This is a genomic window from Henriciella mobilis, from assembly GCF_003576315.1.
Classification (GTDB): Bacteria; Pseudomonadota; Alphaproteobacteria; order Caulobacterales; family Hyphomonadaceae; genus Henriciella; species Henriciella mobilis.
In genome coordinates, this window is the sequence record NZ_QWFZ01000024.1 from 82,021 (window position 1) to 93,762 (window position 11,742).

At 63.0% G+C, this 11,742-nt stretch carries 12 protein-coding genes; 7 read left to right on the top strand and 5 right to left on the bottom strand.

Translation table 11 applies throughout. The features are described from left to right. Positions 1-23: 23 nt before the first annotated feature. Positions 24-626, bottom strand: a complete 603-nt coding sequence (locus D1227_RS13600) for a superoxide dismutase family protein (protein ID WP_119377192.1) — start codon at positions 624-626, stop codon at positions 24-26. A gap of 94 nt (positions 627-720) precedes the next feature. Here D1227_RS13600 and D1227_RS13605 point away from each other — a divergent pair, with 94 nt between their 5' ends. Continuing rightward, positions 721-1,482 carry a TlyA family RNA methyltransferase gene (locus tag D1227_RS13605; RefSeq protein ID WP_411710423.1) on the top strand — a complete coding sequence of 254 codons (762 nt, stop codon included), beginning with the start codon at positions 721-723 and terminating at the stop codon, positions 1,480-1,482. Positions 1,483-1,532: 50 nt separating this feature from the next. Then, entirely contained in the window at positions 1,533-3,677 is a 2,145-nt protein-coding gene (locus D1227_RS13615) for a beta-propeller domain-containing protein (RefSeq protein ID WP_199288327.1), read from the top strand. Between the two features lies 1 nt (position 3,678). On the opposite strand, the gene D1227_RS13620 is transcribed toward D1227_RS13615, so the two are convergent. Beyond that, positions 3,679-4,995: a M48 family metallopeptidase gene (locus D1227_RS13620; RefSeq protein ID WP_119405028.1), complete on the bottom strand. Its 1,317-nt coding sequence runs from the start codon at positions 4,993-4,995 to the stop codon at positions 3,679-3,681. A 97-nt stretch (positions 4,996-5,092) separates the two neighbouring features. Beyond that, entirely contained in the window at positions 5,093-5,959 is an 867-nt protein-coding gene (locus tag D1227_RS13625) for an AAA family ATPase (RefSeq protein WP_119377187.1), read from the bottom strand. A gap of 188 nt (positions 5,960-6,147) precedes the next feature. Here D1227_RS13625 and D1227_RS13630 point away from each other — a divergent pair, with 188 nt between their 5' ends. From D1227_RS13630 to D1227_RS13640, 3 genes are read left to right on the top strand one after another with little or no spacing between them, the layout of a single operon-like run. Continuing rightward, positions 6,148-6,543 carry a flagellar biosynthesis repressor FlbT gene (locus tag D1227_RS13630; RefSeq protein WP_119405029.1) on the top strand — a complete coding sequence of 132 codons (396 nt, stop codon included), beginning with the start codon at positions 6,148-6,150 and terminating at the stop codon, positions 6,541-6,543. Beyond that, positions 6,536-6,847, top strand: coding sequence for a hypothetical protein (locus tag D1227_RS13635; RefSeq protein WP_119405030.1), 312 nt, complete (start codon positions 6,536-6,538; stop codon positions 6,845-6,847). The genes D1227_RS13630 and D1227_RS13635 overlap by 8 nt, the downstream gene beginning before the upstream one ends. Before the next feature lie 10 nt (positions 6,848-6,857). Further along, a complete protein-coding gene (locus D1227_RS13640) occupies positions 6,858-7,502 on the top strand; it encodes a MarC family protein (RefSeq protein ID WP_119405031.1) in 645 nt (214 codons plus the stop codon). A gap of 3 nt (positions 7,503-7,505) precedes the next feature. On the opposite strand, the gene D1227_RS13645 is transcribed toward D1227_RS13640, so the two are convergent. Then, positions 7,506-8,717 carry a hypothetical protein gene (locus tag D1227_RS13645; RefSeq protein WP_147373314.1) on the bottom strand — a complete coding sequence of 404 codons (1,212 nt, stop codon included), beginning with the start codon at positions 8,715-8,717 and terminating at the stop codon, positions 7,506-7,508. A gap of 353 nt (positions 8,718-9,070) precedes the next feature. On the opposite strand from D1227_RS13645, the gene dksA reads away from it, so the two are divergent. Continuing rightward, entirely contained in the window at positions 9,071-9,487 is a 417-nt protein-coding gene (gene dksA / locus D1227_RS13650) for an RNA polymerase-binding protein DksA (RefSeq protein WP_119405033.1), read from the top strand. A 298-nt stretch (positions 9,488-9,785) separates the two neighbouring features. Continuing rightward, positions 9,786-10,832: a FliM/FliN family flagellar motor switch protein gene (locus D1227_RS13655; protein ID WP_119405034.1), complete on the top strand. Its 1,047-nt coding sequence runs from the start codon at positions 9,786-9,788 to the stop codon at positions 10,830-10,832. A gap of 3 nt (positions 10,833-10,835) precedes the next feature. Here the strand turns inward: D1227_RS13655 and D1227_RS13660 are convergent, their stop codons facing one another. Next, entirely contained in the window at positions 10,836-11,717 is an 882-nt protein-coding gene (locus D1227_RS13660; protein ID WP_119405035.1) for a TerC family protein, read from the bottom strand. Positions 11,718-11,742: the final 25 nt, after the last annotated feature.

Sequence of the window (11,742 nt, forward strand, 5' to 3'; positions counted from 1 at the left end):
CGTCAGCGCCGTCTCGTCCGGGCCTAGTTGACGACGGCGCAGGCCACGCGACCGCCGGCGCCGCCAATGGGCTGGCTCAGATGGTCGTCGCGGCCTTCATGGATGATGATGGCCCCGCCATCCTCGTCCATAACGTCAGACAGGCTGACCAGGTCGGTGAATGTTTCAAAGTGAACCGACCCGTCCTCGAAGGCATAGAGGTTGGGCAGGTCACCCGGCTCGGGGCCGGCTGGATTGAGCAGGCCATGGCCGCCGTCGACTTTGCCGACGTGTCCGCCGGAGGCGGTGTAGCTGCCCGTATCGCTGCAATCGCCGGTCTGGTGCATGTGGATGGCATGCCAGCCGGGTGTGAGGCCGCCAGCGTCGATGCTGACTTCCATGAGGATGCCGTTCGGCCCTTCGATCAGGTTGACGCTGCCGATCGTGTTGCCGTCACCGCCGAGCAGGTCTCCGGTCGCGCGCATCATCGATGGAAGGGACTCGCTGCCGCCGGGTTCGGGCAGGGCAGCTTCATCCTGAGCAGGCGCCTCCGCTGTTTCCTGATCCTGGGCATCCGAGGCCTGCTGCGAACAGGCAAACAGGACAGCTGTGGCGCAGACGGCCAGTGGTATCGAGAATTTCCGCATGATTCCGAACTCCTTGGTTTCGCCCTCACTGATATAGTAAGAGCGGCAAGGTGACCAATGCCGGTCAGGGCTGTGTCGTTCCGGAAGGGCGTGAATTTTGAGTAATCCCGACAGGGCAGACCGCGTGCTGGTCGCGCTTGGCCACTTCGAGAGCCGTGCAGCTGCGCAGGCCGCCATCAGCGCCGGGCGCGTGGCCGTCAACGGGGTGCAGCTCACCAAGCCATCTGCGAAAATCCGCGATACGGACCGGATCGAGGCCGCGCCGGCCCATCCCTGGGTGTCGCGCGGCGGGGTGAAGCTTGCCCATGCGCTGGATCTCTTCGGTGTTAATCCGACCGGGCGGGACTGCCTCGATGTCGGCGCGTCGACGGGCGGGTTTACCCATGTCCTGCTCAGCCGGGGCGCATCGCGGGTCTGCGCGGTCGATGTCGGCCGTGGCCAGCTTCATTCGAGCCTTGCCGGGGATGAGCGGGTGAGGTCGCTGGAAGGGTTCGATGCGCGCCAGCTGACGCGCGGCGATATCGGATTTTTGCCGGGTCTCATCGTCTGTGACGCAAGCTTCATCGCGCTGGAGAAGCTGCTGGCGGTACCACTGTCACTGGCCGCGCCGGGCGCCGATCTGGTCTGCCTGTTCAAGCCGCAATTCCAGGTCGGCCGGGCGCATGTCGGCAAGGGCGGGATCGTCACCGATGCCAAAGCCGTCCGCGATGCCGAAGATGCGTTCTGCGCGTGGCTGGAGGGGCAGGGCTGGCAGGTTGTCGATCGGGCGGACAGCCCGATCCAGGGCGGAGACGGTAATTCCGAACGCCTGGTGCATGCTCGGCTTCAGGATGATAGCTCCGCGCCAATTGCTTGATTTCGCCATATTTTTCTTCGATGGTCACAGGCAGCAGGTGGGAGGATATAATGCGAGTTGGTTCAGTCTCGGTGGCGCTGGGCGCCTTCCTTCTTGGCGCCTGTGTGACGCAGGCTCCAGAAACGCCTGAGCCCGCTGCACCTGAACCGGATTTCTCCCAGCCCTCGCAGACGGTCTGGCCGACGCTTGCGACCTTCGCCAGCGAGGCGGAGTTCGAGCACTATTACCGCACGCTGACGGGCAAGCTCGACAGGGGTGAGTCCGCGGACGGCGACGCCTGGTTTGAGAGCGCCGCACCGGCCATGTCGGCACCGCCTCCACCTCCACCTCCGCCACCGCCAGCGCCTCCTCCTCCTCCGCCGCCGCCGCCTCCACCCCCGCCACCTTCGGCGGGCGCACCCACGCCGAGCGCGCCGGCCCCCAGTGCGCCTGCTCCCAGTGAGCCCGCCTCGAAAATGGCGGACGTCGAACCGGCGGCCGGCGTTGACCAGGTCACGGTGACCGGCTCGGCGGAAGAGGCCGCATCGATCACCAACACGCAGGAGGCCGGCGTCGATGAAGGCGATGTCGTCAAACAGATCGGGCGCTATCTGATCGTCATGCAGGATGGCCGTCTCTTTTCGGTCGACCTGATGCCGGATGGCGCGCCCGGCCTGAAATTCGTCGATCGCGAGAACGTCTACCAGACGGCCGAGGAAGACACCTGGTATGACGAGATGCTGGTCTTCGGGAACCAGATGATCGTGATCGGCTATTCCTACGATGCCGAAGCATCCGTCTTCGCTGTTCTCGAACTTGCCGAAGATGGCACGATCACCTTCCGGGACCGCTTCTTCCTGCCGGCCATGGATTATTATGACGGCGACAATTACACGACCCGCCTCGTCAACGGGCAGCTCGCGCTGCACACATCCTTTTACCTTGTCGACATCGATGATTTCGAGGCGCTGAACGCGCCAGTCCTGTCACGCACCATGGCGAAGAAGGACACCTCGCGCCTCAAGGCAGAGACCGTCTACCGGCCGCTGCAGGATACCAACGACCCGCTGCTCCACACGATCACGCTCTGTCCGCTGAAGACGGTCCTTGCCGATACAGGGACGGCTCCGGACTGCCGCACCACGGCCTTTCTCGCCAGTGACAGCTATGAATACTACGCCTCGCAGGACGCTGTCTGGCTCTGGGTGAATGCGGCCGACAAGAGCTGGTGGCAGAACTCGGCGGGCGATCATGACGGCGACAATCCGGCGCTGCTCTATTCAATCCCCTATGGCGATGCAGCACCCGGCGTCGCGAAGGTGCAGGGCGAGCCCGTCAACCAGTTCTCGATGGCCGCGGCGAGCGATGTGTTCCGCGCTTTCGTCCAGCTGGAGGAAGGTGAGGATGACGAGCAGGCGGGCTATGCGCTGATGCAGCTGCCGCGCGAGCGGATCGGCGCGGCGCCTGCCGATATCGATCCGGCGGACTATGTGGCGCTGCCGGACGTCGAGGACGGCACGATCGAGAACCGGTTCACGAACACGCATTTCGCCTACACGACATACAATGAGACCGTGCCGCTCTGGTCGTCCGATGAGCAGCTGCCGCTGGCGTCGTCGCGGCTGACACTTGTCCCGTTGGCGGACCCGGCCAGCCCCCTGACGCTGGATGTCCATCAGAGCGTCATCCGTCTGGAACGTGCCCGCGACCATCTTGTCGCCACCGGATACATGGACCGGCGTGGCCTCAGTCTGTCGAGCATCGATCTTCGCGGCGAGGCCCCGAAGGTCGCCGGGCAGCTGACCCTGGTCTCGCGCTATGAATCGGAAAATCGCAGCCACGCTTTCAATAGCCGCATCGGACCGGAGGGCGATGGCCTGATCGGTCTGCCGACCGTCCAGCAGACCTGGGAAGCCGGCCGCTGGGTGTGGCGCTCGGACAATTCCGATCTCAGCTATATCAAGGTCGGCACGGACGCCTCACTGCATTCGGCCGGGACGCTGATGGGCGCTGATGGCGAGCCGGATCCGAGCTATGAGTGCGAGGTGTCCTGCATCGACTGGTATGGCAATTCGCGGCCGATTTTCACGCTCGGCCGGGTCTTTGCGCTGTCCGGCACGACGGTCATCGAGGGCCAGCTGGACGCGGACAGGGGTATCAGCGAAATCCGCCGCGTCGACCTGACGGTGCCTGTGGCGGTCGCGTCAGAACAGTAGGTCACTCATTCCCGAACAGGCGGGAAGCGAGATAGCCGGGGATGCAGGCGATCAGCATCATGACGGTTCCGAGCAGCAGGTACTGAGTATAAGTCCAGAGCGCGCCGGTCTCCATGCCGCCATCGACCCAGGTGTAGCCTGCAAAGCCGAGAGACCAGATGAACAGGACGCCGACATAGGCGTTCACGGCAGCGCTTCGCCGGCCCACCAGGGCGGCCACCAGGCCGCCAGCCGCGACACAGCCCCAGAACTGCAATTCGAGCGGCCAGCCGCTACCGAGCAGCAGGGGAAGCTCGGCGAAGGTGAGCCAGGACAGGACCGGTTCGACGAGCCGGGGCTCAGAGAGATCGAGAAGGCGTGTCAGGCTGCCATAGGCGGCCAGGCCAAGGACCAGCGCCAGGATGAGCATGCCGAGACCCGGCCCGCTTGCTCTGCCCGGCAGGTCGGCGGCAAAAGCATCGCCGCCCGGCGATGTGGACGCGTAGGCCGGGTGCCGGCTCGCTGCAGAGGCGCTCGGGGCTTCCGGCGGCGGTAGATCGCTCGCGCCTTCCCGGAAGAAAATCAGCATCTCGGTGTAGCGGCGCGTCATGTGCGGAAAGGGTGAGGCCAGCCGGGCCATGAGGCTGAAGAAGGGCTTGCGACGCAGCATCCCGTCCTGTTCGGCGATGCCCTGCGCGGTGACCTGACCGGCGACATCCGGGCCGACCATGAGCTTGGCCATGGCCGAGAGAATGCGCGGCTGGTTGAAGCCGGCCGCATAGGCGCCGATGCGGTCGCCGGTCAGCACGGCGGAGCGTTCATAGGGGTAGAGGAAGAAGTTGAAGACGAACAGGTTCTCGAACGCGTTGAGGAACACTTCGAACACCCAGAAGCGCATCTTCTTGCCCTTCAGGTATCCCACGAACCGGCCGAGCAGCCACTTCATTTCCGTCTCGTCGGCGCCGTGCACGGTCTCTGAATTCAGCAGGACAGCCTTCTTCTTGAGGATCGGCACCAGCATCGCATTGAAGGAGCCGTCCTCGTACACGAAGACATCGATCGGCTTGTCGTAGCCGATCGAAGCGCAGACCTCGTCGCTCCACCGCGCGATTTGCGGGAAATTGTGCTCGCTGACCCGGACATAGTTTCCGAGGAAGCTGGCGAGGACGATGTTGCGGATGAAGACAAGGACCAGAAGGATAGGCAGCAGGATCAGGCCGAGCGTCAGAACCAGATAGACGAGCGCGACCAGCGACAAAGGCACGACGACGATCAGCGCGAACAGGAACCGGCTCGTCTCAGACGGGTGCCTCAGTTTCTTCAGATCGGCCACAGCCATGATGCGTCCCTCCCCCGAGGAGGGATTATGGAGAAAGCCCAAAGGCCTTCAAGCCTGAATTTTCCTGAAAGCCTCGCGCTGAAGCGAGCCCGCCCGATCAGCCAGACGGGCCGCGGCGCGGGGTGTTTTCGCGGCGCGACAGGAAGGCCAGGCGCTCGAACAGGGCGACGTCCTGCTCGTTCTTGAGCAGCGCGCCATGCAGCGGTGGGGTCAGCTTGTCCGGGTTCTGCTCCTTGAGGGTCTCAAGGTCGATATCCTCGTTCATCAGCAGTTTCAGCCAGTCGAGCAGTTCGCTGGTCGACGGCTTCTTCTTCATGCCGGGGACTTCGCGCATGGAGTAGAAGGTGGTCAGCGCTTCGGAGACCAGCTTCTTCTTGATGCCCGGATAGTGCACCTCGATGATCTCGTTCATCGTCTGCTCGTCCGGGAACTTGATGAAGTGGAAGAAGCAGCGGCGCAGGAAGGCGTCCGGCAGTTCCTTCTCATTGTTCGAGGTGATGATCACGATCGGGCGCTGCTTGGCCTTGATGGTCTCATCGGTCTCGTAGACATAGAACTCCATCCGGTCGAGCTCCTGCAGGAGGTCGTTCGGGAATTCGATATCGGCCTTGTCGATCTCGTCGATGAGCAGGATCGGGCGTTCCTTCGCGGTGAAGGCTTCCCAGAGCTTGCCCTTCTTGATGTAGTTGGAGACGTCCTTGGCGCGCTCATCGCCCATCTGGCCATCGCGCAGGCGGCTAACGGCGTCGTATTCGTAAAGGCCCTGGGCGGCTTTGGTCGTCGATTTGATGTGCCATTCGATCAGCGGCGCACCGAGTGCCTTCGCGACCTCGATGGCGAGAACGGTCTTGCCGGTGCCCGGCTCGCCCTTGACCAGAAGCGGGCGTTCCAGAGCGATCGCGGCGTTAACGGCCACGCGCAGATCCTCTGTTGCGACATAATCCTGTGTGCCTTCGAAGCGCATCGATTTCTCCAATTCTTCCGCTTCCAGATGATAGAGGCAGCGCGCCAGAGAGCAACCGCTCGCTGCAATGTGACTTCGCGTCAACTGCGCAGGGGTTTGCAAACGGCATTTTCAATGTCGTATTAACCATTCGTAACCTATTGTAAAAGCCTGATTCGGATAGAAGTATCCTGCGGGGGGAAGGCTGAATGCCGCTCAAACTGTCGCTCAAACCCGGCGAAGCCGTTGTGGTGAATGGCGCCGTGATCCGTAATGGTGAGCGGCGCGGCACCCTGTTGCTGGAAACGCGTGCGCGTATCCTGCGTGAACGCGACATCATGTTTCCTGAGCAGGTGAAGACCCTTCAGGATGCCGCCTATTTCTCGGTCATGCAGATGTATCTGACCGGCGACAAGGGCGGCGCGCTTTACGATGCCTGTATTTCCGCGCTTGCCGATCTGATGGAGGAAACCCGCGAGGAAAAGGACCGCACGGAGATTCTCTCCATCACCCGGTCGCTGGCGGCCGGTCAGGTCTACAAGGCGTTGGGAACATGCCGTAAGCTGGTACGGCGCGACTCCGAGGCGGAGGCCCGACATGGGTAACGCAAACTCAGGCCCGGCGGGCAATATGCAGGACGAGATCTTACCTCTGGACGAAGGCATTTCCCGCCTCGAGACGGGGACAGCCGACGCTGACATCCAGATCGATTTCGGCGAAGGCGTTGTCGCGAGCGTGTCGGGCGATGACGAGCTGGACGGCTTGCTGCAGAGGGCGCGCGGCCTGCGCCTGATCAAGATGATGGCCGAGCTGAAGCCGGTCGATCGTCCGGCGCATATGCGCAAGGACAAGACTGCCCTGCATCCGGCGGTGGAAGAGATACTGGACGCGCTCAGACCGGCAGACTAGAGCGCACGCCATGACCGGCGATTTCTTCTCAGTTTTCACAGCTTCCTTCGTCACCTTCTTCGTCCTGATCGACGCAGTTGGCGTGGCGCCTATCTTTGCGTCACTGACGGCGCGCGGCGATGCGCGCTACCGCAGGGAAATGGCCTGGAAGTCGATCTTCGTCGCTTCGCTGATCATTTTCGGCTTTGCCTTCTTTGGCGCCTGGCTGCTGCAGCAGCTGAAGATCACTATCGACGCCTTCCGGGCGGCAGGCGGCGTCCTGCTCTTCCTCATCGCGCTCGACATGGTGTTCGAGAAGCGCACCGAGCGGCGCGAGACGCGGGCCGACGAATACCTGGAAGAACATGAGAAACCCGATGACGTCTCGGTCTTTCCGATCGGCATTCCGATGCTGGCGGGGCCCGGGTCGATCGCGACGGCCATGCTGTTCATGACCCAGTCGGCGTCCTGGGAGCAGAAGGGCGCTGTCCTTTCCGCAATCGGCGTGAACATGCTGCTCTGCCTGGTCGTCTTCCTGCTGGCGGCGCCGCTGGTCAAGGCGCTTGGCGAAAGCGTCGCCGGGGCCATCACGCGGATCTTTGGCGTCATCCTGGCGGCCCTGTCGACGCAGCTCATCATCGATGGAATTATCGGCGCGTTCGGGATCGGCGGCTGAGGCTCAGCTCCGGATATGACGAACCGGCCGGGCCTGGCCGACCGCTGACAGCGCCGTCCACGCCAGCGCCATGCCGATCGCGGCGAGCCCCATGATCTGCAGGGCAAGGTTCATCGACCATTTGATGCCGATCTGAGCCAGGCGCAGCACGCGCGGGCCGATCTCCTTGGACAGTGCGACGGCGCGGTCACCGCCGGCTTCAGCGATCAGTTGCAGCTTCCTGACATCTTCAGGCGAGTCGGCGCTTTCCAGCAGCGTGACCGCACCGGATGGGCTGGTCAGGGCGGCGATCCGGTCAATGGCCGCCAGGTCGCTTTCCAGCCGCCGCAAGCCTTCAGGCACGATGGTCGCCTCGAAGGCGGCCACGACCTGGTCTTCCAGCTGGTTCATCGGTGCAACCTGGGAAAGGGCATCGCGCACGGCCGCGAAAGCCTGCTCTTCGGGCAGGGCGAGGTCGACACGGCCGGTCAGGTATTCGCGGTATTTCGATGTCAGGCGGCGCGCCCGTCCGGCAGCCTTCAGAACGGAAATGGCCCGCGCATAGTCGATCTCTTCGTCCGGGTTGGGAATGTCGATCAGGCCGATGGCGCTCAGGCGGATCTGCAGGCTGTCGACCGCATCGCCATTTACCCAGCGCTGGGCCCGGCGGACGAGGTCGGCGCGGTCTCCGACGAGCGAAAAGGCAGAGGCGCGCCGCGGGGCGTAGAGGTCTTCGTCGGGGACGTCGCCGTCGCCGAATTCCGCGCCGGCCTCGCCATCGGCAGGGCTCTCGGGCGCCAAATCAGGATCTGTGCGGTCACTACTGGCTTCGCTCGAAGCGATGACGTCGCCCTCGGCCTCGTCAGGCTCGATATTGACACGTGGCGGTTCGATGGCCCGCTCATACTCGGCGCGGGTTTCATTCGGCAGGAAGAGCAGGGCGGCTTTCACCAGCCGCTGGTCCTGGGAGCCGGTCTCTTCGGCATCGGCCGCCGCGAGGATCGCACGCCCATCATCACGCTCCAGCATGACCGGGGCGGCCAGCAGATAGCCGCGCGCGGCCGAAAAATCGCGCGCTGACAGTTCGCGCGAAATCTGGTCGGCCCAGAAGGCACGCGCGACATTGCCTTTCGGCACGATGGTCTGGAAAGCCTCGTCGATGGCGCGCCGGGTTTCGGTGCGGGCCTGGATGTCCGGCACGTCGCCAACGCTTTCGGCGGTGTAGGCATTGGTCATGATCCGCGCGCCGAGCACTGCAAGCAGAAGCAGCAAACTGTTAAAAAGCAGGGCCTGGCGCCAGGTCCCCTGTCGGCTGCTTTCCCTTCTTCTGCGGAGTCTGGCCATGTTCGACCTGGGTAAAGTTAGTACGCAAATCGCCCGCACCGGGCATGCCGCTATACCGCACGGGCACGCTGTCAGACGCAAGACCGTATCGGCAGGGTTTTGTGGCAGCGGTGAAAAAACTCGCCAATTTGGGCCGATTCACGCCTTATTCGTGTGAGACTGCATTTAGCACGGAAAATGCAAAGTGCATTTGCACAGGCAGGCGACACGCTATATAGGCCCGCCTTGTTGGAGGAGTGGAGACGATGTCAGAACCAGATATCACGGACTATGTTCCTTCTGATGATGAGGAGTTCATGAACCCTCGCCAGCAGGCTTACTTCCGCGCTCGGCTGGAGCAGTGGAAGGCGGACATCCTCGCTGGAACCAAATCGACGATCAACAATCTCCAGGAAGACTCGAGCAATCTGCCCGACCTGGTCGATCGTGCCTCTTCGGAAAGCGACAAGGCGCTGGAACTTCGGACCCGTGACCGTCAGCGAAAGCTGATCGCAAAGATCGACGCGGCCCTGCGCCGGATCGATGAAGGGACGTATGGCTATTGCGACGAGACGGGCGAGCCGATCAGCCTGCGCCGTCTGCAAGCGCGTCCGACCGCCACGCTGAGCCTTGAGGCGCAAGAGCGCCACGAGCGCCAGGAACGTACGGTCCGCGACGACTGATCGAGCCTTGAAAAGCTAAAAAGAGAAAAGCGGCAGCGCCCGGAATGGTCGCTGCCGCTTTTGCATCACCCAACGCCCGGCGGTTTTTTCTGAGTGCCGATCCGTTGAAGCTGACTTTGCCACCGGAATCCGAATCATTTCCTAAGCAGATGTTTCCGGCTGATGAATCATGCGCCGAAGTGGTAAACGTCAGAGGCGATTCTGTTAGCCAGTTTCGGCGCTGATGCCGAAAACCTGCCGTATTTGTCCTGCAGAGCGCCGAGAATCCTAACGCCTCATTAACCAGCGCGGCCCAGAAATGATTGAAAGCAAAGACGGGAACACGATGCAGGGCGCCCCGCTCCAGGAAGCAGATGAATGGGCCATGCCGGAACGGCGTGAGCGTGAAGTCATGCGTGACATGCCCGGCAAGCGGCGCCCGCCAGTGGATGACTACAAGTTCCCGACGCCGCGCGGTGTCCTGTCCAAGGCCGAGATCGAGGCGCTGCTGCGTCCGGACCTGCCGACCATCAACGACACCGAAGCGCCCCAGCCCGGACAGGACCAGCCGGTCGAGCGCGCCTTTGACGATGTCGAGCTGCTCGGCGCCGAAGGCGGCAAGCGGCTGGCGGCCAGGCTGTCGCTGATCTTCGCGCAGGCTACAGGGCTGAAGGCGGCCTTCCGCTTCCGCTCATCGGCGCGCGTCAACGATGTCGAAGCGGCGCTTGTCGAGACGGCATCGGACGCCACCGCGGCCTATATCTGCTACGGCGCTGGCGAGGACACGGTGACCCATGTCCTGCAGGTGCCCGAGACGCTGGGCGCCGCACTGGTCTCCCATGCCTGCGGCGGCGCGGCCGATCTCCAGACGGAGCCATTCAAGCGGGCATTCAGCGCGATTGACTGTGCCCTTATTGAACAGCTGCTGGCGCCGCTGCGCGCAGCCTTCGATCCGGAGACCGGATTTATCGGCGTCGAAACCGAACACCGCTTTGTTGGTGCGCTTGTGCCCGGCCAGTCGGGTGAGCGTGTGCGGTTCCAGGTCGTCCTGAATGATGAGGCCATCGAACTCGATCTGTTGGTCACGCAGGCCCAAAAAGCGGCCAGACCTGAATCAGGCCCGTCGGATCAGCCGCGCAAGCGCCCTGTCACGGCTGTTGTGACCGCCCGGCTTGCTTCGCTGAACGTGCCTGTCAGCAAGCTGACGGGCCTCAAGGCTGGCGACACGTTGCTTCTTGGTCTGCCGGCGGACCAGCCGGTTCAGCTCCTGTCCGGTGGACGCGACGGCGTGCCGGCCTTTGAGGGCGATATTGGCCGCAAGGGCAACAATATGGCCATCCGCATCCGGAAGACGTTCAACAGCTGATCGTCATTCGGCCTGTTTCGACCGCGCCTCCGCGGCGTCATAGGCCTTCGCCTTCCGCAGCTCCGCTTCGCGCTGCGCCCACAGGCGCTTCTGGAACTTGGTCGAGATGATATCGGTGATCACCAGGACCCCGACAACGAGATAGAAGCTCGACTTGGACATCGCATCGATCGGGAAGGTGAAGATGTGCATATGGGCCAGGTGCGCGCCTTCGGTCACGAGCAGGACGCCGACCAGGAACAGGATGAAAAGCCCGAGCACTTCGTACATCCGGTTCCGTTTCAGGAATTCGGCGACATAGTCGGCCATCAGCATCATCACGACGCCGGAAGAGACAATGGCCACGGTCATGATCGTGACCTGGTAGCGTGTCTCGGTGACGCCATCCACGGTCTCCTTGACGTTGGCAATGGCCATGGCCGACAGGATCGAGTCGAAAGAGAAGACGAGGTTCATGGCGACGATCATGGTAATCGCCTGCATCACCGACTTTTTCTCGCCGCCGCCATGATGGCCAAGGTCGTCGACCGTCAACAGGTGGGTGATCTCCTTCACCGCGGTGTAGATGATGAAGCCGCCGCCGGCCAGCGTCACGATGGACTGCAGCGTGAACTCTCCATCAAGCACGCGCGGAATGGCGACTGTGAAGAGGGGCTCGGCCAGCGCGCCGAACAGGCTGACAATGATGATCAGAAGGACGATCCTGAACAGCATGGCGAGGCCGATGCCCCAGCGCCGGACGATCGCGGCCTTTTCGCCGACGCGTTTCGATTCGATCGCGATGTAGAGCAGGTTGTCGAAACCGAGCACCGCCTGCAGCATCAGCAGCATGAGCAGTGTGAAGAAGCCGCCCACCGTGAACAGGTCGCCGAAGATCTCAGGCATGACGCCCCCCTTGGTCTGGTTGCAT

Coding starts and splice junctions, on each gene's coding strand:
- D1227_RS13640 (WP_119405031.1), top strand. CDS start 6,858: ATGACCGGCGATTTCTTCTCAGTTTTCACAGCTTCCTTCGTCACCTTC.
- D1227_RS13620 (WP_119405028.1), bottom strand. CDS start 4,995: ATGGCTGTGGCCGATCTGAAGAAACTGAGGCACCCGTCTGAGACGAGC.
- D1227_RS13630 (WP_119405029.1), top strand. CDS start 6,148: ATGCCGCTCAAACTGTCGCTCAAACCCGGCGAAGCCGTTGTGGTGAAT.
- D1227_RS13645 (WP_147373314.1), bottom strand. CDS start 8,717: ATGACCAATGCCTACACCGCCGAAAGCGTTGGCGACGTGCCGGACATC.
- D1227_RS13625 (WP_119377187.1), bottom strand. CDS start 5,959: ATGCGCTTCGAAGGCACACAGGATTATGTCGCAACAGAGGATCTGCGC.
- D1227_RS13615 (WP_199288327.1), top strand. CDS start 1,533: ATGCGAGTTGGTTCAGTCTCGGTGGCGCTGGGCGCCTTCCTTCTTGGC.
- D1227_RS13600 (WP_119377192.1), bottom strand. CDS start 626: ATGCGGAAATTCTCGATACCACTGGCCGTCTGCGCCACAGCTGTCCTG.
- D1227_RS13660 (WP_119405035.1), bottom strand. CDS start 11,717: ATGCCTGAGATCTTCGGCGACCTGTTCACGGTGGGCGGCTTCTTCACA.
- D1227_RS13635 (WP_119405030.1), top strand. CDS start 6,536: ATGGGTAACGCAAACTCAGGCCCGGCGGGCAATATGCAGGACGAGATC.
- dksA (WP_119405033.1), top strand. CDS start 9,071: ATGTCAGAACCAGATATCACGGACTATGTTCCTTCTGATGATGAGGAG.
- D1227_RS13655 (WP_119405034.1), top strand. CDS start 9,786: ATGATTGAAAGCAAAGACGGGAACACGATGCAGGGCGCCCCGCTCCAG.